The organism is Pseudomonas sp. R3-56, from assembly GCF_051132075.1.
In the GTDB taxonomy this organism is placed as follows: domain Bacteria; phylum Pseudomonadota; class Gammaproteobacteria; order Pseudomonadales; family Pseudomonadaceae; genus Aquipseudomonas.
Genome location: NZ_CP071657.1, coordinates 4,138,502 through 4,161,210 on the forward strand (window position 1 = coordinate 4,138,502; position 22,709 = coordinate 4,161,210).

Below are 22,709 nucleotides of genomic sequence, written 5' to 3' on the forward strand. Positions count from 1 at the left end.
TTACGTTCGGCTGAAAGCCTTTGAAACCGGGCCTTCCAGCCGGTTCAGGGGGTAAAGGAAACACGACTGATTGGCAAACAGCTCGTCCGGGGGGCTCCCAAATCGAACATTTCGACTATGATACCCGGGTGTGCCCAGTTGGCCTGAGCAGCACAGTACACTGAAAATATATGTTTCTTGGAGATACACCATGTCTAATCGCCAAACCGGCACCGTTAAATGGTTCAACGATGAAAAAGGCTTCGGCTTCATCACTCCTCAAGGTGGCGGTGACGACCTGTTCGTACACTTCAAAGCTATCGAAAGCGACGGTTTCAAAAGCCTGAAAGAAGGCCAGACCGTTTCCTTCGTGGCTGAGAAAGGCCAAAAGGGTATGCAAGCTGCACAAGTTCGCCCAGAGTAATTTCCCGGCGCGCTAAAAAAACCCCGTCCATGTGACGGGGTTTTTTATGGCCTGCTGGAAACCGCCTGTCAGCCGCAGCTCACCCGATTGACCACCAGCTTGGCATCGGTGTTGAGATTGAGGCGATCGGAGCGGTACTCAAGCGTGATCATGTCGTTGGGTTTGAGAATCCGGGCATTCTGCGCGCCGGATCGAGTGCGCGCTTGCTCCAGCAATTGCGGCGAAGCCTGCTTGCCGACGGCAAACTCGGCGGCCTTGGCATCGCAGCGGGTATGACCGGCCTCGGCTGCCACAGGATCAGGCGTCGACTCCGACGTGCTACTGCATCCGCTCAAGAACGTGGCGGCCAACAGAATATTCAATGACACGAGCTTCCAAGGCATGAAGCCTCCTTTTTTCGATGGATAGTAGTGAGCGTGCGACAGCCGGGATGACGCTTGGTTTCAACACCGGCGCTATCATTGCGCCCTCACTGGAAAAACCGGCAGTTTGCCCGAGCACGACCGCCAGTCCAGAGCTGAATCGTGACTGAATATGAACGGTGCTCAATAGATATCGATGTAATCGAAGGGTGGGTTCGGCCAGTTGTCCTTCAGCGCGTTATAGATCTGCATGACCCAGACCTCGTCACTTGCCGCGACCCGGCCAACGTAGCCTGACCCTTTCGCCCATGTCTCGAGCCGGAACCGCAGGCCATCGATTTCAGCACCACCCACGATGCCCGAAGACAGATAGGCGATGCCGTCCTTGGTCACTCGCAGTTGGGTATGCTCGTCATCACTGGCAGAAGCCAGCAATTGGCGAACCGAGTCGAGGGTAAGTCCATCTGGTTTGTTCAGGTCGATCTGCATGCCAGGGCTCCTCGAAAAAATCAAAAGCCAAGTGTCGCATACCGCACTTCTGATGCCTAAGTCGCACTGCCAAACCCGAAGCAAAAATGCTTAACTCAGCCTACTGATCTCCCAACCTGCGAGCCCGACCATGAGCACCGTCAGCATCGAAGCCACCATCAATGCCAAATGGGCCCAGGGCCACAGCTCATACAGCCCGGGCAGCCCTGAGGAACTGGCAATCATCGGCATCGAGTTGTTGGTGAAAGAGCTCGGGACGCAAGGCGCTCAGAACTTCATCCAGCAGGCGTTCGAACGCTACCCGAGCATTATCGAGACGGTTGACTAGACCACCGCAGGCCGGCGCCTGCGGGGTCGCTGCGAGAAGGTCTACTTGAGGCGGGCCAGCCGCTCGGTCAACAGATCGAAGAACCCCTGGGCATCGCCGTCCTTCACCCAGAAGGCATTCTTGGGCGCCTTGAGGCCGTCGTACCAATCGACGACCGTCTGCCCGAACGTCGGGCCTTCACGACTGTCCACCACCAGATTGACCGAACGCCCGGTAAACAACTGCGGCTTTAGCAGATAGGCGATCACGGTCGCATCATGCACCGGCCCGCCGGTCATGCCGTAGTGCTCCATATCGCCCTTGACGTACTCATTGAGAATATTGCCGACCAGCTTGCTGGCGTTGTTGTTCAGCGCGGCGATCTGCTTGAGGCGTGCCTCGCTGGTGAGGATCTTGTGGGTCACGTCCAGTGGCAGATACGTCAGCTTCAGCCCGCTTTTGGCGACTATCTCTGCCGCCTGGGGATCGGCGTACAGGTTGAACTCCGCCACCGGCGTGATATTGCCGCCGTTGAAATGCGCGCCGCCCATGATCACCACTTCCTTGATGCCCTGGACGATGTCGGGCTCCTGGACCAGCGCCAGGGCCAGGTTGGTTTGCGGGCCGAGCATCGCAATGGTGATGCTGTGTGGCTTGGCGGCCTTGAGCGTGTCGATCAGGTAGTTGACGGCATTGCCCTCGGCCAATCCTTTCTTCGGCTCATGCACCTCGACACCGGACAAACCTTCCTTGCCATGGATGTTTTCGGCGTAGATCGGCGTGCGCATCAACGGCTTCGGGGCACCGGCGTACACCGGAACCTCTTCACGCCCGGCCCACTCGCGAGCAAGGCGCGCGTTGCGGGATGTCTTGTCCAGGCGCACGTTGCCGGCAACGGTGGTCAACGCCCGAATATGCAGCTCTTCGGGGGATGCCAGGGCGAACAACAACGCAACAACGTCATCGGCGCCTGGATCGGTGTCGATGATCAGGTCGATTTTTTCCGCCGCCTGGGCGCTTGTAGCCGTGAGCAATGACAAAAGCAGCAGACTCCGCAACAGTTGATGCATTTTCTGAGCATAGCGGTGCATGGCGCACTCCTTGTGCTGGTGGGAAAACCTAGAACGTGACGCCGGCGATCAGCACCACGTTGCAGTATGGAGAACATTCTCCTGTGCGAATGATCGCCCTCGCCTCTCGGCTGAGCGTCTTGAATTGCTCGTGGCTGACCAGCTCCCGCGTGCCCAGCGCGCCTTCGGCATGCAGCGCCTGCAACGTGGCCAGGGCCGACGGTTGTTTATCGAGGATTTCCTGAGCCAGCACATGGCGCTCGACTTGCATTTCGCTGAGCACCACTTTCAAGGTACTGACGAAATCCGGAACCCCATGGGTCAGCGCCAGGTCGATCAACTCGACGTGGGGCGGCACCGGCAGGCCGGCGTCACCGATGACCACCTTGTCGCCATGACCGAGGGAGGCGATCAATCGCGACAGGGCGATGTTCAACAGAGGAGTTTTTTTCATGCTTCGAACGCCTGTACTTCCTGCAGGGTTGGAATGGAAGGCTGAGCGCCCGCGCGGGTGACCGACAGTGCAGCGGCGACCTGGCCGAAACGAATAGCCTCGACCTCATTCTTGCCGCTGGCCAGGGCCGCGGCAAACCCGCCGACAAACGTGTCGCCCGCTGCCGTGGTGTCCACCGCCTTGACCCGCGGCGCCGGGAAATGTTCGAAGCTCGAACCGTTGGCGAACATCAGCCCTTGGGCCCCCAGGGTCACGATCACCTTGCCGGCACCGGCGCCGATCAACTGGGTCGCGGCAGCTTCGGCGTTTTCCAGGGAATCCACCGCCAGGCCGCTGAGGATCGCCGCTTCACTTTCGTTGGGAATCAGGTAATCGACGCAGGCATACCAGTCGGCGGGCAATGCCCGAGAAGCGGGCGCCGGATTGAGGATGACGGTCTTGCCGAGTTCACGACCACGCTTGAGCGCATGGCCCACTGTCGCATCCGGCACTTCGAGCTGGCAGATGATGACCTCGGCGCTTTGCAGCACCGCGTCGAAACTGTCGAGCACAGCCGGCGTCAGCTCACCGTTGGCGCCGGCGACGATCACGATCGCATTCTGGCTGTTGTCATCGACCACGATCAGCGCCACGCCGCTGGAGCCCTCGACGACGCTGACGGCCTGGCAATCAATGCCTTCGGCCACCAGCGCACCGCGCAATTGCTGACCGTAGGCGTCACCGCCGACGCAACCGACCATGGACACTTGCGCCCCGAGGCGCGCGGCAGCCACCGCCTGGTTGGCGCCCTTGCCGCCGGGGATGGTCGAAAACGATTCCCCGATCAGCGTTTCACCGCCACGGGGCAGACGTGGCGCACGCGTCACCAGGTCCATGTTCAGGCTGCCTATTACCACTACTTTTGCTGGCATACATCATTACTCGTCAATTCGGTTCAGCGGTATTGGGCGAATGTACCGGACAGCGGTGCAGTCGATTCTCGCAAGACAATGCTGGGCGTCACGATCCGCTGGTCGGTGGCAAGCGTCGGCGTGGCGATCCGTCGTAGCAGCACTTCAGCCGCCATCTCGCCGAGCTGCAGGATCGACTGCCCCACCGTGGTCAGCGCCGGGTAGACGTAACGGCTCATCTGGATGTCGTCGAAGCCGATGATCGACAGCTCGCCGGGCACCCGCACGTTGCGTTCGGCGGCGGCGCGCAGCGCCCCGATGCCGATCATATCGTTGGCGGCGAAGATCGCGCTGGGCGGCTGCTGCTCAAGCAGTTGCGCCGCCGCGCGATAGCCACCGGTACTGGTGAAATCGCTTTCGAGCATGCGCTCTACGGGCAATTCGATCCCCGCCTCTTTCAGCGCACGGCAGTAACCCGCCAGGCGCATCTGCGCCACGCTGGTGTCCGCCGGCCCACCGATAAAGGCAATGTCGCGGTGCCCCAGCTCCAGCAGGTGCCGGGTCGCCAGGTACGCGCCATATTCGTGGTCGATACGCACCAGGTCGGCGTCCACCCCATCGAGCCCGCGGTCGACGATCACCATGGGCGTGCGCACGTTGGCCAAGCCCTCGGCCAGGCCGACATCGCCGCCGGCCGACGCCACGATCAAGCCGTCGATGCGTTTTTCCAACAGCACCCGCAGGTAACTGCGCTGCTTGTCCGGGTTGTCGTCGGAATTGCACAGGATCACGCAATAGCCATTGCGCTCGCAGTAATCCTCGATCCCACGGGCCAGTTCGGCGAAGTACGGGTTGAGGCTGTTGGGCACCAGCAGGCCGATAGTCGCTGTGGTCTTGGCCTTGAGTGAACGCGCCACCGCGCTGGGCACGTAGTCCAATCGCTCGATGGCCGCCTCGACTTTGCGTCGCACCTCGTCACTGACCGGTCGCGTCTTGTTCACCACGTGGGACACCGTCGTGTAGGAGATCCCCGCGAGCGCCGCCACATCCTTGATCGTTGCCATGCTTCAAGCCCGCCGACTGGCGCGCTGGCTGCGGTACGTATCGAGCACCACCGCCACCACGATCACCGCGCCGGTAATGATCCTTTTGGTCGGCTCGGTCGCGCCGATCTGGGCCAGGCCCGCCGCCAGCACCGAAATGATCAGCACGCCGAAGAAGGTACTGATGACCGAGCCACGCCCGCCCATCAGGCTCGTACCGCCGATGACCACCGCGGCGATGACTTGCAGCTCAAGCCCTGAACCGGCGTTGGGATCGGCCGCCTCCAGGCGCGAAATCTGGAACAGCGCGGCGACACCGGCGAGCAGCCCCATCAGGCTGAACACCAGGATCTTGTAGGGTTTGGGATTGATGCCGGCCAGGCGCACAGCCTCTTCGTTGGTGCCGATGCCGATCAGGTAGCGACCGAACACGGTACGGGTCAGCACGGCCTGGGCAATGAAAATCACCAGCAAGGCAATGATGAACGAAGGGGAAATACCGAAGGCGATCGGGTTGGACAACCAGGCGAAGGAGTCGCCGATATAGGCGGTCCGCGAGCCGGTCATCTGGTACGCCAGGCCACGGGCCATTTCCAGCACGCCCAGCGAGACGATGAACGACGGGATGCGCCACGCTACGGTAATCGAACCGGTCACCGTCCCGGCCAGCGCCGCCACGGCCATGCCGAGCAAGGCCGACGGCCAGACACTCCAGCCCCAGCCGAGCACCGCCACGCTGACGGTCGAGGCCGCCAGCGCCAGCACCGAGCCCACCGACAGGTCGATGCCGCCGATGATCAGGATGAACGTCATGCCGACCGCCAGTACCATCAAATCCGGAATCTGGTTGGCAAGGGTGCTGAAGGTGTCGTAGGAAAGGAAATGGCTGCTCAGGACCGAGAACAGCGCGACCATGGCCAGCAAGGCGCCGGCCAGGCCCAGGTAGGTGCCAAGGCCATAAAAGTTGCCATTCGATTTGCCGACGGCAGGAGCGGTTTTCATGAGAGTTCCCTAGGCGCTGCTTCGTTGAGCAACGCATCACGTTTCTGGTAGCCGGCGAACGCGGCGGCAAGCAAGTCATCCTGGGTCCAGCTGTCGCGCTCGAAGGTGTCGATCAGGCGCCCGGCGGACAGCACGCCGATCCGGTCGCAGATCAGCATCAGCTCCCGCAGGTCACTGGACACCACGACCAGCGCCTTGCCCTGGCGAGTCAACTCACCGAGCAGTGCATAAATGTCGAATTTGGCGCCGACGTCGATGCCCCGGGTCGGCTCGTCGAACAGCAATACCGAGCAGTCGCGTTCGAGCCAGCGGCCGATCACCACCTTCTGCTGGTTGCCGCCGGACAGTTCCGACACCAGCTGCGTCGGGCTGGAGCTGCGGATGCGCATGGCATCGATCTGCCGCTGCGCCAGCGAGAGTTCCTCGCTGCCGTTGACGAAACCGCCACTGGAAATCTCCGGCATGTTGCCCAAGGCAATATTGGCCGCGATGGATTGAGTCAGCAGCAAGCCTTCGCCCTTGCGATCCTCGGTAATCAAGGCGATGCCATGGGCCACCGCGTCGGACGGCGAGCGAATGCTCACCACCTGCGCCGGTGAACCCAGCGCCACCGTGCCGCTGTCGGCCGCATCGGCGCCGAATATCAGCCGCAACAGCTCGGTGCGCCCTGCCCCGATCAGGCCGGAAATACCGAAGATTTCCCCGCTGCGAACTTCAAAGGACACATCGCGAACCTTGTCGGAACGGCTCAGCCCCTTGACCGTCAGTGCCGGTGCGCCGATCTGGCGCGGGCCCAGGTCGATGTGCTCGCCCAGCTCGCGACCGACCATCAGCGTCACCAGTTGCTCGCTGTTGTAGTTGGCCATCGGCTCGACGCAGACCAGGTTGCCGTCGCGCAGGACCGCAATGCGCTGGGCCACCCGCGCCAGTTCTTCGAGGCGATGGGAAATGTAGATGATCGACACGCCGCGGGCTTGCAGACGGGTGATCTGTTCGAAAAGCATCTCGACTTCACGGGCCGTCAGCATGGCGGTCGGTTCGTCGAGGATCAGCACATGGCAATCGCCGATCAGGTTGCGGGCGATCTCGACCATCTGTTGGTGACCGATCCCCAGTTCACCGACCAACGTGTCAGGATCGATGGCATCCAGCCCCACCTGGGCCATGGCCTCGACTGCCGCCTTGCGCAATTGCTTGCGGCTGACCCAGCCAGCGTGGCTGGGCAGGTTGTCGAGGAACAGGTTTTCAGCCACGGAAAGGGTCGGCAGCAGGTTGAGCTCCTGCATCACCATGCGCACGCCCAACGATTCAGCCTGGGTCCGGCTGCCGGGACGGTAATCCTGCCCCTGGAATTGCATCTGCCCGGTTGTCGGCGTGACCAGCCCGCCGATGATCTTGGACAAGGTACTTTTGCCGGCGCCATTTTCGCCGGTCAGCGCCAGCACTTCACCGCGCATCAACGTCAGGCTGATATCGCTCAGTACCGGCTGCGCATAGGTCTTGCCGATACCGCTGACGCAAAGGACAGCGTTCGGATCACGAACGGACATAACAAACTCTCCAATGCGCCCGCCCGGACGGACGAGCGCCGTTGTGTCGCCAGGGTTACGGCTTGGTCACCAGCTCGACCGGAGTTTCAATGACGCCGTTGGTGCCGCTGTCGACTTTTTCGCCCTTGAGCATCTTCAGCGCGGTTTCGATGCCGAACACTGCCTGCCTGGCAGCGAACTGGTCGGCTGTCGCCAGGACGCGACCGTCCTTGAGCATCGGCTTGATGGCGTTGATGTTGTCGTAGCCGACCACTTGCACCTTGCCCGCCTTGCCAGCGGCACGAACGGCCGAGACCGCACCGACCGCCATGCTGTCGTTGCCGGCCAGGAGTGCTTTGATGTTCGGGTATTCGCTGAGCATCGACGCGGCAACCTGGTTGCCCTTGTTGATTTCCCAGTCACCGGATTGCAGGGAGACGACCTTGATCTGCGCCGCTTCCATCGCATCCTTGAAGCCTGCGGTGCGCGCCTGGGCGTTGGTGGTGGTCGACACGCCTTCGATGATGCCGACCTCGTCACCGGCCTTGAGCTGCTTGGCCAGGTATTCACCCACCAAGCGGGCGCCCTTGCGGTTGTCCGGGCCTACGAACGGCACGTTGATGTTCTTGCTCTTGACCACGGCCGGATCGAGCTGGTTATCGATGTTGATCACAGTGATGCCGGCATCCACGGCTTTCTTGATCACCGGCACCATGGCCTTGGAGTCGGCCGGCGCAATGATCAGCGCATCGACCTTGGACACGATCATCTGCTCGACGATGCGAATCTGGTTGGCGGTGTCGGTTTCATCCTTGATCCCGTTGGAGATCAGGTCGAACTCGGCGGAGTGTTCCTTCTGATAAGCCTTGGCGCCATCTTCCATGGTCAGGAAGAATTCGTTGGCCAAGGATTTCATGACCAGGGCGACCTTGGGTTTTTCGGTGGTCTGGGCGAGCGCCGAGGAGAATGGCAGCGCTGCGGATGCGGCCGCGAGCATGGCGACGGCGAGAAGGCGTCCAGCGAATGGCAGCTTCATGGGTTCACTCCGATTTTATGATTATTGTGAGCAAAATCGTCGCACGACAGCCGCGCAAACGTTTGCGTGGAATGAACTATGGTAAAGCATCAGGGTTTTGTCAACGTTGCGGTTTCATCCGCAACGTTGAAACGTCAAGCGGTGGTATTCACCAGCGCGCCCGAACCTGAATCCTTGGCCAGTTCCTTGATCAGGTTGCCGGTGACCTGTTGCAGCGCGCCGGTGGTATCGGCGATTTGCCCTTGGATAGCCATGATAGCGGTCGTCTTGGCTTCGGGCGTTGAATAGGCACGCGCCTGTGCAGCGGCAAGTTGTTGCTGCTGCTCCCGCAATTGCTGCTGGAGTTCCTGCATGCGCTTGAGCAGCACTTGCATAGCGATACTTTGCGTGCTGCCACTTTTCTCGGTCTTGCCCTCGGCTTCGGTTGCAAGGTTCGCACGGACCGTGCCGGTTTCCTGCGTTTCGCCAAGCGCCTCGTCAGCCGCGTCGGCGCTCGCCTCCCTCAGGGCATTCAGCGTGGAGATGGATCTACCACCGATGGTGATGGTCGCGGCATTGGGAAAGCCGATGGAAAAGGACATGTCTCGCTCCGTGAATGAATTCCTACAAAGGCATCGTCCGTCAGAGCTTTTTCTTTAGCGCTTCAGACCTTTCTTTCAGCCCTTTCCCTTTCGGGTAACCGAACAGTAAACACTCGCGACATTCGGAAACCCGTCCCCAGACTGCTTGCCCGGGCCCCTCACTCAATACACATCGCTTTGGATATCAACGTCTTAGGCCCTGATCGGCGGCGCCGACCGGGCTGGTACGGATCATGCTCCTCCAGCTGTGTTCCCGGCATTCAGGTCTGCCGGAACATCTAGATGAATCCTCATGACTAGATTCCTCATGACTAGAGAGAAAAATAATGACATCTGCTTTCAAGACTCTTGTTCCGGGCGCCTTGGCCCTTCTGCTCCTGCTGCCCGGCGCGCTCCAGGCAAAAGAAACCCAAACTGAGCAAAAGCTCGCCAACGTCGTCATCCTCGCCACCGGCGGCACCATCGCCGGAGCGGGCGCCAGCTCGGCCAACAGCGCCACTTACCAGGCGGCGAAGGTGGGCATCGAACAGCTGATCGCCGGCGTGCCCGAGCTCAGCCGACTGGCCAATGTGCGTGGCGAACAGGTCATGCAAATCGCCTCGGAAAGCATCACCAACGACAATCTGCTGCAACTGGGCCGGCGCGTCGCCGAGCTCGCCGACAGCAATGACGTCGATGGCATTGTCATCACCCATGGCACCGACACGCTGGAAGAAACCGCGTACTTCCTCAACCTGGTGGAAAAGACCGAAAAACCGATCATCGTCGTCGGCTCGATGCGTCCCGGCACTGCGATGTCGGCCGATGGCATGCTCAATCTCTACAATGCCGTGGCCGTGGCCAGCAGCAAGGAAGCACGGGGCAAGGGCGTGCTGGTGACCATGAACGATGAAATCCAGTCCGGTCGCGATGTCAGCAAGATGATCAATATCAAGACTGAAGCCTTCAAGAGCCCATGGGGCCCGCTGGGCATGGTAGTGGAAGGAAAATCCTACTGGTTCCGCCTTCCGGCCAAGCGTCACACCCTGGACTCGGAATTCGACATCAAGACCATCAAGAGCCTGCCGGACGTGGAAATCGCCTACTCCTACGGCAACGTCAGCGACACGGCTTACAAGGCCCTCGCCCAGTCCGGCGCCAAGGCGATCATTCATGCCGGTACCGGCAACGGTTCGGTGTCGTCGCGGGTTGTGCCTTCGTTGCAGGCCTTGCGCAAGGAAGGCGTGCAGATCATTCGTTCGTCCCACGCCAACGCCGGCGGTTTCGTGCTGCGCAACGCCGAACAGCCTGACGACAAATACGACTGGGTCGTGGCCCACGACCTGAATCCGCAGAAGGCGCGCATCCTGGCCATGGTCGCCCTGACCAAGACTCAGGACAGCAAGGAATTGCAGCGGATATTCTGGGAATACTGATACTCACGCCCAGCCGTTTCCGGTCGGGCTGTTTCGCCACCTGCTTCCTACAAGCAGGTGGCGCTTCGCCTACACACCCGCTAAAAAAACGTATTTCTCCTACACCAAAGTCGGAAAAGTGTTGTCAGACGATTTTCTTGAATTTTAAGCAGTTGCGTAATTGCCTACGGTTAAATACTGTATGCCCGTACAGCTTAATAAGGATAATCCTGTGGCAACGCCTCTCGCTGCAACCACCCCCTTAGATTCCTACACTCGACTCGGCCTGCGCGTCTCGAAAATCATCAATTCGCCCACTGCGCAAAAGGCCAAGGCCGCGCTGATCTTCCGCCTGCCCGACGAGCCGATCGACGAGTGGGAACGCCTGCTCGAAGAAATCGACGAGAACGACAACGTCACCCTCGCTTATCGCGACGATGGCGGTGTGCAGGTTTTCTGGGTTGTGCCGAAGGAAGATTGAGCCCGATGATTGTTCGCTGTTTAGCTTTATTGCTCGTCTTCGTTGCCACGGGTGCACAGGCTGGTGCGCCGCGCACCTTCAACGAAGCCAAGAAAGTCGCCTGGAAACTCTATGCGCCACAATCCACCGAGTTCTACTGCGGGTGCAAATACACCGGCAATCGGGTGAACCTCGCGGCCTGCGGCTATGTACCGCGCAAGAACGCCAATCGCGCCGCCCGCATCGAGTGGGAGCATATTGTCCCGGCCTGGCAGATCGGTCATCAACGCCAATGCTGGCAACAGGGCGGGCGCAAACAATGCACCCGCTACGACCCGGTCTATCAACGGGCCGAGGCAGATCTGCATAACCTGGTGCCGAGCATTGGCGAGGTGAACGGTGATCGCAGCAACTTCAGCTTCGGCTGGTTGCCGGTGCAGAAAGGCCAGTACGGCTCATGCCTGACCCAGGTGGACTTCAAGGCCAAGAAGGTCATGCCGCGCCCGTCCATTCGGGGGATGATCGCCAGGACGTATTTCTACATGAGCAAACAATACGGTTTGCGCCTCTCCAAACAGGACCGGCGCCTGTATGAGGCCTGGGACAAGACCTATCCGGTGCAGGCCTGGGAACGCCAGCGCAACCAGAGCGTGGCGTGTGTCATGGGCCGCGGGAACGAATTCGTCGGCCCGGTGGATCTGAAGGCCTGCGGCTGACCTGGCATTCGTTAACAGCACAAAACAATGTGGGAGCGAGCTTGCTCGCGATAGCGGAGTGACAGACAACAGGTTTGTCGACTGATATACCGCTATCACGAGCAAGCTCGCTCCCACAGGTTCTGTATTGACCGATTATTGAGCCGGCGGGAAGTCCACCACCAAGGCTTCGATGTTGCGTTTCTTCGCACGGACCAGGGCAGCGGTGATCTGCTCCTGCTTCGCCTCGGCTTCAGCCTTGGAGCTTAACGGCCCTACCAGGACGCGGTCCTTGCCGTTTTCCCTGACGACGGTGGACATGAAGCTGTGCTCGATGAGCCATCCGGTCAGGTCGCTGACGGCCTGGGGCGTCTGGCCTCGAACCTCGACGGCCCACTGCGGTGCGGCAGCAGCGGCCGGCGTGGAGCTCGCCACGGGCTTGGGCTTGGGTGCCGCGACGTCACGCCCTTCACCGCATCCCGCCAGCGCCAATACCACCAATACCCAAGCCAATTTACGCACAACGATTCCCCCGAAAGACATGAGGCGGGAATTTTAGCACTCACTGTCGCCAAAAACGCCGCAAACGGAGCTCAAAACACGAGAAACCTCTCCGGCGTCTCTGTATAGTCGCACCCTGGGAATTAATGCAGCATCTGCACGTCAGAAAGAGGCACCCATATTGTGACACTTAGCACTAATCTATAAGCAGTACCGACATCTGCACTGTCTGAATCAGGTGCCCTATAAAGCAATCAAGGAGAACACCATGCTGATACTCACCCGCAAAGTCGGTGAAAGCATAAACATTGGTGACGACATCACGATCACCATTCTGGGCGTAAGCGGCCAACAAGTCCGGATCGGCATCAACGCCCCGAAAAACGTTGCGGTGCACCGCGAAGAAATCTATCAGCGTATCCAGGCCGGCCTGACTGCTCCTGACAAGCCACAAACGCCCTGAGCCCCTGCCGCAATCCGCAGCCAGCCCGTTTGCAGCAGCGCAGTGGCTGGCTAAAGATCAGGCCGACCGAGCCTCACCCTGCTCTATCCCGCCTTTGACGTTCCGTTAAAACCGATACTACTGGCATGTCTCACAGCATGGCTGTCAGACGTTTCGTTTTAATGGCGACGAAGCAGGCGTTCGTGACCGGTTCCGACATGGGGACTGCTGTCAGCGCGAAGGTCGTAGCGACCTGTTCCAGCGTGGACATACAAAAAACTGTGGGAGCGAGCCTGCTCGCGAATGCGGTATATCAGTCAAACCATTGTTGGCTGATATTGCGCTTTCGCGAGCAGGCTCGCTCCCACAGGGGTATTGCGAGGGCTGGAAGGACTCAGTCCGCCAATCGCCAGGTCGTCCCGCCCTTGCCGTCTTCGAGCACCACGCCCATGGCGGTGAGCTGGTCGCGGATGCGGTCGGATTCGGCCCAGTCCTTGTTGGCCCGCGCGGTCAGGCGCGCCTGGATCAAGGCCTCGACCTCGGCGGCGTCCACGCGCCCCTCGGCGCCGGCTTGCAGGAAGTCGTCGGCTTCAAGCTGCAACACGCCCAACACGCTGGCCAGTTCCTTCAGCCGCGCTGCCAGGCCCGCCGCCGCATCGAGATCGCTCTCGCGCAGGCGGTTGATCTCACGCACCATCTCGAACAGCACCGCGCAGGCTTCCGGCGTGCCGAAGTCGTCGTTCATCACTTCGGAGAACCGCGCCACGAACGCTTCGCCACCGGCGGGCGACACGGCCGGCAGGCCTTTCAACGCATGGTAGAAACGCTCCAGGGCGCCCTTGGCGTCCTTGAGGTTGTCTTCCGAATAGTTGATGGCGCTGCGGTAGTGGCTGGACACCAGCAGGTAACGCACAACTTCCGGGTGATACTTGTCGAGCACGTCGCGGATGGTGAAGAAGTTGTTCAAGGACTTGGACATCTTCTCGCCATTGATGCGGATCATGCCGCAATGCATCCAGGCATTGGCGTAGGTCTTGCCGGTAGCCGCTTCACTCTGGGCGATTTCGTTTTCGTGGTGCGGGAATTCCAGGTCGCTGCCGCCGCCATGAATGTCGAAGGTCTCGCCCAGGCAGCAGGTCGACATCACCGAGCATTCGATGTGCCAGCCCGGACGCCCGGCGCCCCACGGCGAATCCCAGCTCGGCTCGCCCGGCTTGGCGCCTTTCCACAGCACGAAGTCCAGCGGGTCTTCTTTCGACTCGTCGACCTCGATGCGTGCGCCGATGCGCAAGTCTTCGATCTTCTTGCGCGACAGCTTGCCGTAGCCCATGAACTTGGCGACGCGGTAGTACACGTCGCCATTGCCCGGGGCGTAGGCGTAGCCCTTGTCGATCAGGGTCTGGATCATCGCCAGCATGCCCGGGATGTGGTCCGTGGCCCGCGGCTCCAGGTCCGGCTTCTGGATGTTGAGGCGCGCCTCGTCCTCGTGCATGGCCTTGATCATGCGCTCGGTCAGCGCATCGAACGCTTCACCGTTCTCGTTGGCCCGATTGATGATCTTGTCGTCGATGTCGGTGATGTTGCGCACATAGGTCAGGTCATAACCGCTGAAGCGCAACCAACGGGTCACCAGGTCGAAGGCAACCATGCTGCGGCCATGGCCGAGGTGGCAATAGTCGTACACGGTCATGCCGCAGACGTACATGCGGACCTTGTTGCCATCCAGCGGCTTGAAGACTTCTTTGCTCTTGGTGAGCGTGTTGTAGATCGTAAGCACAGGGTTTCCCTTAAGACTTGATCACTGACCCCAGGAGTCGCGCAAGGTCACGGTACGGTTGAACACCGGAGCACCGGGTTTCGAGTCCTTGATATCCGCGCAGAAGTAGCCTTCGCGCTCGAACTGGAAACGGTCTTCCGGCTGTGCGTTGCCCAGCGAAGGCTCGGCACGACAACCGGTGAGTACTTGCAGGGAGTCAGGGTTGATGTTGTCCAGGAAACTGGCGCTGTCCTCGGCCTTCTCCGGGTTCGGCGAACGGAACAGGCGATCGTACAGGCGCACTTCGCACTCGACGCTGGCGGCGGCCGGCACCCAGTGGATCACGCCCTTGACCTTGCGGCCTTCCGGGTTCTTGCCCAGGGTGTCGGGATCGTACGAGCAACGCAGCTCGACGATGTTGCCGTCGGCGTCCTTGATAGCCTCGTCGGCGCGGATCACGTAGCTGCCGCGCAAGCGCACTTCGCCGGCCGGCTCCAGGCGCTTGTAGCCTTTTGGTGGCTCTTCCATGAAGTCGTCACGGTCGATGTAGATTTCCCGGGCGAACGGCAGGACGCGCACGCCCATATCTTCTTTCGGGTGGCACGGCAGTTCGAGGTTCTCGACCTGGCCTTCCGGGTAATTGGTGATGACGACTTTGAGCGGACGCAACACGCACATGGCGCGCGGCGCGCTGTGGTCGAGGTCGTCGCGGATGCTGAATTCCAGCATGCCGAAGTCCACCACGCCGTCAGAACGGTTGGTGCCGATCATCTCGCAGAAATTGCGGATCGATTTCGGCGTGTAACCACGACGGCGGAAACCCGACAGCGTCGACATGCGCGGGTCATCCCAGCCGCTGACGTGCTTCTCGTCCACCAGTTGCTTGAGCTTGCGCTTGCTGGTGATCGTGTAGTTCAGGTTCAGGCGGCTGAATTCATACTGGCGCGGGTTGGCCGGCACCGGCAGATGCTCGAGGAACCACTCGTACAGCGGACGATGACTTTCGAACTCCAGGGTGCAGATCGAATGCGTGATGCCTTCGATGGCGTCGGACTGGCCGTGGGTGAAATCATAGTTCGGGTAGATGCACCACTTGTCGCCGGTCTGGTGGTGATGAGCGTGACGGATGCGGTACATGATCGGGTCGCGCAGGTTCATGTTCGGCGAGGCCATGTCGATCTTCGCGCGCAGCACACGGGCGCCGTCCGGGAACTCACCGGCGCGCATGCGGGCGAACAGGTCGAGGTTCTCCTCCACGCTGCGGTCACGGAACGGGCTGTTCCTGCCCGGCTCGGTCAGGCTGCCGCGATATTCCTTGGCCTGCTCCGGCGTCAGGTCACACACGTAGGCGTTGCCGGACTTGATCAGTTCCACCGCCCAGTCGTGCAACTGGTCGAAATACTGCGAGGCGTAGCGCACTTCGCCGGCCCATTCGAAGCCCAGCCACTTGACGTCGCTCTTGATCGCGTCGATGTATTCCTGGTCTTCCTTGGCCGGGTTGGTGTCATCGAAACGCAGGTGCGTGACGCCACCGAACTCCTCGGCCAGGCCGAAGTTCACGCAGATGGATTTGGCGTGACCGATGTGCAGATAGCCGTTGGGCTCCGGCGGAAAACGGGTGACGATCTGCGTGTGCTTACCCGAATCCAGGTCCGCCTGGATGATCGGGCGCAGGAAATTGACCGGCACGGCCGGGCCGGTCTTGGAATTCGAGGTAGGGTCGACAGTGGGCTTGCTCATAGGATCCTTGAACATACAAGTGCGCGGCCGGGTGCGGCCTGATAAATCAAAGCCCGTATCATAGCCGATGCTGTCAAGCACCTGACAGGCCAGGCCGGCAAACGATTGAATTTATTCGACAGCCAGATGAAAAACAGCCTCGAAATTCGCGCATGGCGCGCTAAACTGCCCAGCCTGGCCGATTACAGCCAGACCGGTTGCGGGCGTCCGCGCCCCCGAAACCCACGAATTCCTTGAAAGAGTAGTGATCATGACCCAAGTCAAACTGACCACCAACCATGGCGAGATCGTCCTGGAGCTGAACGCCGAGAAAGCACCGATTACCGTTGCCAACTTCGTTGAATACGTCAAGGCCGGCCACTACGAAAACACCGTTTTCCACCGTGTCATCGGCAACTTCATGATCCAGGGCGGCGGTTTCGAACCGGGCATGAAAGAAAAGAAAGACAAGCGCCCGAGCATCCAGAACGAAGCCGACAACGGCCTTTCCAACGACAAATACACTGTTGCCATGGCCCGCACCATGGAGCCGCATTCGGCCTCCGCGCAGTTCTTCATCAACGTCGCCGACAACAGCTTCCTGAACCACAGCGGCAAGAACGTCCAGGGCTGGGGCTACGCCGTATTCGGCAAGGTCACCGCCGGTACCGACGTGGTGGACAAGATCAAAGGCGTCTCCACCACTTCCAAGGCTGGCCACCAGGACGTCCCGGCAGAAGACGTGATCATCGAGAAAGCCGAGATCATTGAGTGATATTGCTGATTTCAGATCTGCATCTGGAAGAGGAGCGCCCGGACATCACCCGGGCGTTTCTGGATTTACTTGCCACCCGCGCCCGCTCGGCGCAAGCGTTATACATTCTGGGCGACTTCTTCGAAGCCTGGATCGGCGACGATGCCATGACGCCGTTCCAGCGTTCCATCTGCCAGGCCCTGCGCGAATTGAGCGACAGCGGCACGGCGATTTTCCTGATGCACGGCAACCGCGACTTCATGCTCGGGCAGGCCTTCTGCAAAGCGGCCGGCTGTACCCTGCTCAAGGACCCGACCGTCGTGCAATTCAACGCCGAGCCAGTGCTGCTGATGCACGGCGACAGCCTGTGCACGCGGGATGTCGGCTACATGAAACTGCGGCGCTGGCTGCGCAACCCGGTCACGCTGTTCATCCTGCGCCACCTGCCCTTGGGCAGCCGTCAGAAACTGGCGCGCAAGCTGCGCAGCGAAAGCCGCACGCAGGTGAGGATGAAAGCCAACGACATCGTTGACGTCACGCCAGAAGAGGTCCCGCGCGTCATGCAGCACTATGGCGTGAAAACCTTGGTCCACGGCCACACCCACCGCCCCGCCATCCACAAGCTGCAACTGGGCGAACACGCCGCCCGGCGCATCGTGCTGGGAGATTGGGACAAGCAGGGCTGGGCGTTGCAGGTGGATGAGCAGGGCTTTTCGCTGGCGCCGTTCGAGTTGGCGCCGCCGCCACAACTGCCGGCACCGGACGCAATCCCCAGCCACACATAGATTCCTTTGTGGGAGCGGGCTTGCTCGCGAAGGCGGTGTGTCAGTCAGTTTGATGTCCATTGATACACCGCCTTCGCGAGCAAGCCCGCTCCCACATTGGACTGCGTTCAACCTCCGGATCAATGACCGCTGCTGGCAGGCCCCGCCTTCGCCGCAAACGGCGGTTTCGCCAGCCACACCAGCAGGATCAACCCCATGAACGCCCAGCCCAGCAGCGTGAAATAATCCACGGTGGAGAGCATGTACGCCTGGCTGGTGAGGATCTGGTCGAGCTGGGCGTACACCGGCGTGCTCGCCCCGCCGAGCTGGTTGATCGTCTCGCGCGTGGCCGGTTCGAAAGTGCTGATGCTTTCGCTCAGGTAGGCATGGTGCTGGTCGGCGCGGCGGATCCAGATCCAGGTGGTCAGCGACGCGGCAAAACTGCCGCCCAGGGTCCGCAGGAACGTCGCCAGCCCCGCGCCGTCGGCGATCTGCTGGGGCGGCAGGTCCGACATCAGGATGCTCAAGGTCGGCATGAAGAACAGCGCCACGCCGATGCCCATGAACAGCTGCACCAGGGCGATGTGCTGGAAATCCACCTCGTTGGTAAACCCGGCGCGCATGAAGCAACTCAAACCGATCGCCAGGAACGCCAGCCCGGCCAGCAGGCGCAGGTCGAATTTGTGGGCGTATTTGCCAACGAAAGGTGACATCAACACCGGCAGGATCCCGATGGGCGCGACCGCCAGGCCGGCCCAGGTGGCGGTATAACCCATCTGGGTCTGCAACCACTGCGGCAGGATCAGGTTGATGCCGAAGAATCCGGCATAACCGCCTACCAGCACAATCGTCCCGATGCGAAAGTTGCGATAGGCAAACAGCCGCAGGTTGACCACCGGATGGCGGTCGGTCATTTCCCAGATCACGAACACCGCCAGCGCAACGACTGAAATCAGCGCGCCGACGATGATGAAGTTCGACTCGAACCAATCCAGGTCGTTGCCCTTGTCGAGGATCACCTGCAACGCCCCGACACCGATGATCAGGGTGATCAACCCGACGTAATCCATCGGCTGGCGACTGGTGACCACCGGCCGCGCCTTGAGTTGCTGACGCACCACCAGCACCGCGAAAATCCCGATCGGCACGTTGATGAAGAAAATCCACGGCCAGCTGTAGCTGTCGGTGATCCAGCCGCCCAGGATCGGCCCGGCGATCGGCGCCACCACGGTGACCATCGCCAGCAAGGCCAAGGCCATGCCGCGCCTGGCCGGCGGGTACACGGCAATCAGCAAGGTCTGGGTCATCGGATACAGAGGCCCGGCCACCAGGCCCTGAACCACACGAAAACCGATCAGCTCGGGCATCGACGTGGAAACCCCGCAGAGGAACGAGGCCAGGACGAACAGCATCGTTGCCCACAAAAACAGTTTCACCTCGCCAAACCGGCGGCTCAGCCAACCGGTCAGCGGCAGCGCGATCGCATTGCTCACCGCAAACGAGGTAATGACCCAGGTGCCCTGCTCGGAACTGACGCCCAGGTTGCCGGAAATCGTCGGCAAGGCGACGTTGGCGATGGTCGTGTCGAGCACCTGCATGAACGTCGCCAGCGACAACCCGATGGTGCTGAGCAACAGGCTGGGCGGCGTGAAGGACGCGTTATTGCTCATTGCGAGAATCCTATGAAGCGGAGGTGACAAAATTGGAGCAAGACCGCCAGGACCTGAATGCTGTCACTTGAGTCTGCGCCAGACACGTGGCGAGGGAGCTTGCTCCCGCTGGGTCGCGAAGCGGCCCCAAAACCTGCTGAACGGGAAGCACCAGACACACCGCACCCGCCGGTTTACGACTGCTTCGCAGCCGAGCGGGAGCAAGCTCCCTCGCCACAGGGCTCGACGGGGCTGCTTCAACGCTGCGCGGTCTTGCTCGCCGCCGCGCTGTTCTCATGAATCAGTCGAGTGATCATCGCGTCGGCATCGGCCAGCTGGCGGGCGTAGACCTGGGTGCTGAACGAGGCTTTTTGCGGTGGCTGCTGGGCCAGTACCGGGCCGCTCTGGTCGTGGAGATTGACGTTGACCTGGGTCGACAGGCCGACCCGCAGCGGATGCCTGGCCAGCTCCTCGGCATTGATATGAATGCGCACCGGCACCCGCTGGACGATCTTGATCCAGTTACCGGTGGCGTTCTGCGCTGGCAGCAAGGCAAACGCGCTGCCGGTACCGGCGCCCAGGCTGTCCACCGTGCCGCTGTACTTCACGTCGCTGCCATAAAGGTCGGTCTCGATGTCCACCGGTTGCCCGATGCGCATGTCACGTAGCTGGGTTTCCTTGAAGTTGGCGTCGATCCACAACTGATCCAGCGGGATCACCGCCATCAGCGCCGTGCCCGGCTGCACGCGTTGCCCGAGCTGAACGGTGCGCTTGGCGACGTAACCGGTCACCGGCGCAATCAAGGTGCTGCGGGCATTGCTCAGGTAAGCCTGGCGCAATTGCGCGGCCGCCGCCTGTACGTCGGGATGGTTCGACACCACGGTGTCATCCACCAGCGCGCTGGTCGTCATGAGTTGTTGCCGGGCGTTGGCCAGGGCGTTCTGCGCCGAGGTCAGGTCGTCCCGGGCGTGGGACAGTTCTTCCTGGGAAATCGCCCCGCCGGCCGCCAGGTTCTTGCGTCGGTTGTAGTTTTCCCGAGCCTTCTGCACTTCCGCTTCCTGCGCATGCACCTGCGCTTTCATGCCGTCGACATTGCTGTACAAACCACGCACCTGACGCACGGTATGGGCCAGGTTGGCCTGGGCACTTTGCAAGGCGACTTCGGCGTCGTTCGGGTCGAACTGCACCAGCACCTGGCCTTCGCGCACCAGGTCACCGTCATCGGCACCAATGCTCACCACGGTGCCGGTGACTTGCGGGGTGATTTCCACCACGTTGCCGTTCACGTAGGCATCGTCGGTGCTTTCGCTCCAGCGTCCATACAGTTCATGCCAGGCCCAGACACCGACGCCGGCGAGAATGACGATCAGGGCCAGGGCCAGCAGCAACACCTTGCGCTTGCGCGGGTTGCCGCTGTCCTGTTGGGTTTCCTGGGTAGTTTCGGCAGTTGCCATGACAAGTACCTCGAATCAGTGAGTCGGCGCGGTGGCGGCCGGAGTGGCCGAAGCGATGGTTTGGGTATCGAAACCACCGCCCAGGGCCTGCATCAGTTGGATCGACAGATCGATCTGCTCGGCATTGAGGGTCGCCAGTTGGCGCTGGGCCTGGAGCAGTTGTTGCTCGATGCTCAACACGTCCAGGTAATTGCCGATGCCGGAACCGTAGCGCTGGACCACGGTGTCGTAGGAGTTCCGGGCGATATCCACCGCGTGTTGCTGGGCGCCGAGCTGCCGACCGATGTCGCGCAACTGGTTGATGGTATCGCTGACGTCGCCAAGGGCCGTGACCAGGCTCTTGTTGTATTGCGCCACCGCCAGGTCGTAATCGGCGTCCCGGGCATCCAGGTCCGCCCGCAGGCGGCCGCCATCGAAGATCGGCAACGACACGGTCGGCGCCACGTTGAAGAAACGACTGGGCGCGCCGAACATCGCGTCACCCAGCAGCGATTGCACCCCGGCCGCCGCGCTCAGGTTGAGGTTGGGGTAGAAGTTGGTCTTGCCGGCCTCGATGTTCTTGCTCGCCGCCTCGACCCGCCACCGCGCCGCGACCAGGTCGGGACGGCGACCGAGCAACTCGGCCGGCAGATTCGACGGCAGGGCCACCGCGCTAGCCTGCAGCACGTTGGGCCGGGCGATGTCGTTGCCCCGGTCGGGACCTTTGCCCAGCAGCACTGCCAAGGCGATCTTTGCGCTTTGCAGGCGTTTTTCCGCGTCGATCAGCGTCGCATCGGCGCTGGCTTCAAGGCTTTCGGTCTGCTGGAACTGGTATTCGCTGTCGATCCCGGCACCGAGACGGCGTTTGCCCAGGTCGAGCATCTGCCGCGTGCGCTTGAGGTCTTCATTGGCCAGGTCATAAATGATGTGGGCCTGGCCCAGGTCGCTGTAGGCCCGGGCCACGTCGGCGGCGAGGGTCAGTTGCGCGGCCTGGCGATCGATCTCGGCGGCGCGGGCCTGGCCCAGGGCCGCTTCCCAGGCGGCACGTTGGCCGCCCCAGAGATCGAAGTTGTAATTGAAATCGACGCTCAGCGAACGCAAGGTGCTATAGGCGCCGCCCTGCCCTTGCGGGTCCTGGTCACGGGCCAGGCGCGAACGGCTGACACTGCCGCTGGCGTCGAGGGTCGGCAGGCGCGCGGCATTCGCGGCATAGGCAGCGGCGCTGGCCTGGTGCACCCGGGCGCTGGCGATCTGCATGTCCGGGCTGTCGCGCAGCGCTTCACGGATCAAGCCGTCGAGCTGCGGGTCGCCAAGGCTTTTCCACCAGTCGCTTTTCGGCCACGCCGCGGGCGACAGTTTGACCCCGGTCAGCGATTGCCCAGCCTGCAGGCTCTTGGCCTCCAGGCTGACGCCCTCGGTCTTCAGGTCGCTGTAGCTGGCACAACCGGCGAGGCTCATGGCCAACAGCACCAGGCTCAGGCGGGTACGCAAGGTTTGATGTTTCATTTGGCCCCCAATCGCAGGACGGTGATGGGGTCACCGGCGGCGAGCAGTATTTTCTTGAGGATGTTTTCGAGGGTTTGCAGCTCCTCGCGGCTGATGGCGCCGGCCAGTTGATTCATGGCGTCGGCGCCGATGAACGGCAGGCGATCGGCGAGGGCCTGGCCGGCGTCGGTCAGCACCAGACGGACCTGACGACGATCCTGTGCCGAGCGCTGGCGAACCAGAAAACCCTTCTGCTCCAGGCGGTCGAGCATGCGGGTCATCGAGCCGCTGTCCAGCGACAGGTACCGGCACAGCTCGACCGGCGTATCGATGCCGTGCTGGGCCATGATGATCAACACCTTGAACTGCGCGGCGGTGATGCCGACAGGCTCCATGTGGGTGTCGATGATCCGGTCCTTGAGCGCCGCGGCACGGCCAAGGAGCATGCCGAGATGGCAGTTGTGGAATTCGTCCGGGGTGAAATGCTTCAT

Annotated in this window: 25 protein-coding genes; 8 read left to right on the forward strand and 17 right to left on the reverse strand. The window is 61.4% G+C overall.

Annotated features, from left to right (window positions below):
- Nucleotides 1–190 precede the first annotated feature (190 nt).
- Nucleotides 191–403 (forward strand): cold-shock protein, encoded by a 213-nt coding sequence (locus J3P96_RS18720; protein ID WP_003179963.1) that lies wholly within the window; start codon nt 191–193, stop codon nt 401–403.
- A gap of 68 nt (nt 404–471) precedes the next feature.
- Here the strand turns inward: J3P96_RS18720 and J3P96_RS18725 are convergent, their stop codons facing one another.
- Together J3P96_RS18725 and J3P96_RS18730 are read right to left on the reverse strand one after the other, a co-directional pair.
- Entirely contained in the window at nt 472–786 is a 315-nt protein-coding gene (locus J3P96_RS18725; RefSeq protein WP_434652883.1) for an I78 family peptidase inhibitor, read from the reverse strand.
- A 162-nt stretch (nt 787–948) separates the two neighbouring features.
- Nucleotides 949–1,254 (reverse strand): hypothetical protein, encoded by a 306-nt coding sequence (locus J3P96_RS18730; protein ID WP_434569077.1) that lies wholly within the window; start codon nt 1,252–1,254, stop codon nt 949–951.
- Between the two features lie 130 nt (nt 1,255–1,384).
- Here J3P96_RS18730 and J3P96_RS18735 point away from each other — a divergent pair, with 130 nt between their 5' ends.
- Nucleotides 1,385–1,582 (forward strand): hypothetical protein, encoded by a 198-nt coding sequence (locus J3P96_RS18735; RefSeq protein ID WP_305495666.1) that lies wholly within the window; start codon nt 1,385–1,387, stop codon nt 1,580–1,582.
- Nucleotides 1,583–1,623: 41 nt separating this feature from the next.
- Here J3P96_RS18735 and J3P96_RS18740 read toward each other — a convergent pair whose 3' ends face one another.
- From J3P96_RS18740 to J3P96_RS18775, 8 genes are all read right to left on the reverse strand, one after another.
- Complete coding sequence (locus J3P96_RS18740) at nt 1,624–2,652, reverse strand: nucleoside hydrolase (protein ID WP_434603602.1); 1,029 nt, start codon at nt 2,650–2,652, stop codon at nt 1,624–1,626.
- 28 nt (nt 2,653–2,680) lie between these two features.
- Complete coding sequence (gene rbsD, locus J3P96_RS18745) at nt 2,681–3,085, reverse strand: D-ribose pyranase (protein ID WP_434569080.1); 405 nt, start codon at nt 3,083–3,085, stop codon at nt 2,681–2,683.
- The gene (gene rbsK, locus J3P96_RS18750; RefSeq protein ID WP_434652885.1) at nt 3,082–3,996 is read right to left on the reverse strand and encodes a ribokinase; all 915 of its coding nucleotides are present in this window, start codon (nt 3,994–3,996) and stop codon (nt 3,082–3,084) included. Before rbsK ends, rbsD begins: the two co-directional genes overlap by 4 nt.
- 23 nt (nt 3,997–4,019) lie before the next feature.
- Nucleotides 4,020–5,039 (reverse strand): LacI family DNA-binding transcriptional regulator, encoded by a 1,020-nt coding sequence (locus tag J3P96_RS18755; RefSeq protein ID WP_305495672.1) that lies wholly within the window; start codon nt 5,037–5,039, stop codon nt 4,020–4,022.
- A gap of 3 nt (nt 5,040–5,042) precedes the next feature.
- Entirely contained in the window at nt 5,043–6,020 is a 978-nt protein-coding gene (locus J3P96_RS18760; RefSeq protein WP_305495674.1) for an ABC transporter permease, read from the reverse strand.
- Entirely contained in the window at nt 6,017–7,570 is a 1,554-nt protein-coding gene (locus tag J3P96_RS18765) for a sugar ABC transporter ATP-binding protein (protein WP_434652887.1), read from the reverse strand. The genes J3P96_RS18760 and J3P96_RS18765 overlap by 4 nt, the downstream gene beginning before the upstream one ends.
- A gap of 55 nt (nt 7,571–7,625) precedes the next feature.
- Nucleotides 7,626–8,585 (reverse strand): sugar ABC transporter substrate-binding protein, encoded by a 960-nt coding sequence (locus J3P96_RS18770; RefSeq protein ID WP_434569083.1) that lies wholly within the window; start codon nt 8,583–8,585, stop codon nt 7,626–7,628.
- A 134-nt stretch (nt 8,586–8,719) separates the two neighbouring features.
- Nucleotides 8,720–9,166: a hypothetical protein gene (locus tag J3P96_RS18775; RefSeq protein ID WP_434652889.1), complete on the reverse strand. Its 447-nt coding sequence runs from the start codon at nt 9,164–9,166 to the stop codon at nt 8,720–8,722.
- Between the two features lie 326 nt (nt 9,167–9,492).
- On the opposite strand from J3P96_RS18775, the gene J3P96_RS18780 reads away from it, so the two are divergent.
- From J3P96_RS18780 to J3P96_RS18790, 3 genes are all read left to right on the forward strand, one after another.
- Nucleotides 9,493–10,581, forward strand: a complete 1,089-nt coding sequence (locus tag J3P96_RS18780) for an asparaginase (protein ID WP_434652891.1) — start codon at nt 9,493–9,495, stop codon at nt 10,579–10,581.
- Between the two features lie 160 nt (nt 10,582–10,741).
- The gene (locus tag J3P96_RS18785) at nt 10,742–11,041 is read left to right on the forward strand and encodes a DUF1654 domain-containing protein (protein WP_434569086.1); all 300 of its coding nucleotides are present in this window, start codon (nt 10,742–10,744) and stop codon (nt 11,039–11,041) included.
- A 5-nt stretch (nt 11,042–11,046) separates the two neighbouring features.
- Nucleotides 11,047–11,736, forward strand: coding sequence for an endonuclease (locus J3P96_RS18790; protein ID WP_434569087.1), 690 nt, complete (start codon nt 11,047–11,049; stop codon nt 11,734–11,736).
- A 135-nt stretch (nt 11,737–11,871) separates the two neighbouring features.
- Here the strand turns inward: J3P96_RS18790 and J3P96_RS18795 are convergent, their stop codons facing one another.
- Nucleotides 11,872–12,237, reverse strand: a complete 366-nt coding sequence (locus J3P96_RS18795; RefSeq protein ID WP_434603587.1) for an SPOR domain-containing protein — start codon at nt 12,235–12,237, stop codon at nt 11,872–11,874.
- 247 nt (nt 12,238–12,484) lie between these two features.
- Here J3P96_RS18795 and csrA point away from each other — a divergent pair, with 247 nt between their 5' ends.
- On the forward strand, nt 12,485–12,679 hold the full coding sequence (gene csrA / locus J3P96_RS18800) for a carbon storage regulator CsrA (RefSeq protein WP_003179932.1): 195 nt from the start codon (nt 12,485–12,487) through the stop codon (nt 12,677–12,679).
- 373 nt (nt 12,680–13,052) lie between these two features.
- Here the strand turns inward: csrA and cysS are convergent, their stop codons facing one another.
- Nucleotides 13,053–14,435: a cysteine--tRNA ligase gene (gene cysS / locus J3P96_RS18805; protein ID WP_434652893.1), complete on the reverse strand. Its 1,383-nt coding sequence runs from the start codon at nt 14,433–14,435 to the stop codon at nt 13,053–13,055.
- Nucleotides 14,436–14,456: 21 nt separating this feature from the next.
- Nucleotides 14,457–16,154, reverse strand: a complete 1,698-nt coding sequence (locus tag J3P96_RS18810; RefSeq protein WP_434652895.1) for a glutamine--tRNA ligase/YqeY domain fusion protein — start codon at nt 16,152–16,154, stop codon at nt 14,457–14,459.
- A gap of 250 nt (nt 16,155–16,404) precedes the next feature.
- Here J3P96_RS18810 and J3P96_RS18815 point away from each other — a divergent pair, with 250 nt between their 5' ends.
- Together J3P96_RS18815 and J3P96_RS18820 are read left to right on the forward strand one after the other, a co-directional pair.
- Entirely contained in the window at nt 16,405–16,908 is a 504-nt protein-coding gene (locus J3P96_RS18815) for a peptidylprolyl isomerase (protein WP_434603581.1), read from the forward strand.
- Nucleotides 16,905–17,672, forward strand: a complete 768-nt coding sequence (locus J3P96_RS18820) for a UDP-2,3-diacylglucosamine diphosphatase (RefSeq protein ID WP_434652898.1) — start codon at nt 16,905–16,907, stop codon at nt 17,670–17,672. Before J3P96_RS18815 ends, J3P96_RS18820 begins: the two co-directional genes overlap by 4 nt.
- Nucleotides 17,673–17,791: 119 nt before the next feature.
- Here the strand turns inward: J3P96_RS18820 and J3P96_RS18825 are convergent, their stop codons facing one another.
- The 4 genes from J3P96_RS18825 to J3P96_RS18840 all read right to left on the reverse strand — a co-directional run bounded on the left by J3P96_RS18825 (nt 17,792) and on the right by J3P96_RS18840 (nt 22,709).
- Nucleotides 17,792–19,321, reverse strand: coding sequence for a DHA2 family efflux MFS transporter permease subunit (locus J3P96_RS18825; protein WP_434652900.1), 1,530 nt, complete (start codon nt 19,319–19,321; stop codon nt 17,792–17,794).
- A 236-nt stretch (nt 19,322–19,557) separates the two neighbouring features.
- Nucleotides 19,558–20,754, reverse strand: coding sequence for an HlyD family efflux transporter periplasmic adaptor subunit (locus tag J3P96_RS18830; protein ID WP_434569094.1), 1,197 nt, complete (start codon nt 20,752–20,754; stop codon nt 19,558–19,560).
- A gap of 15 nt (nt 20,755–20,769) precedes the next feature.
- On the reverse strand, nt 20,770–22,239 hold the full coding sequence (locus J3P96_RS18835; protein ID WP_434652902.1) for an efflux transporter outer membrane subunit: 1,470 nt from the start codon (nt 22,237–22,239) through the stop codon (nt 20,770–20,772).
- On the reverse strand, nt 22,236–22,709 hold the full coding sequence (locus J3P96_RS18840; protein ID WP_434652904.1) for a MarR family winged helix-turn-helix transcriptional regulator: 474 nt from the start codon (nt 22,707–22,709) through the stop codon (nt 22,236–22,238). The genes J3P96_RS18835 and J3P96_RS18840 overlap by 4 nt, the downstream gene beginning before the upstream one ends.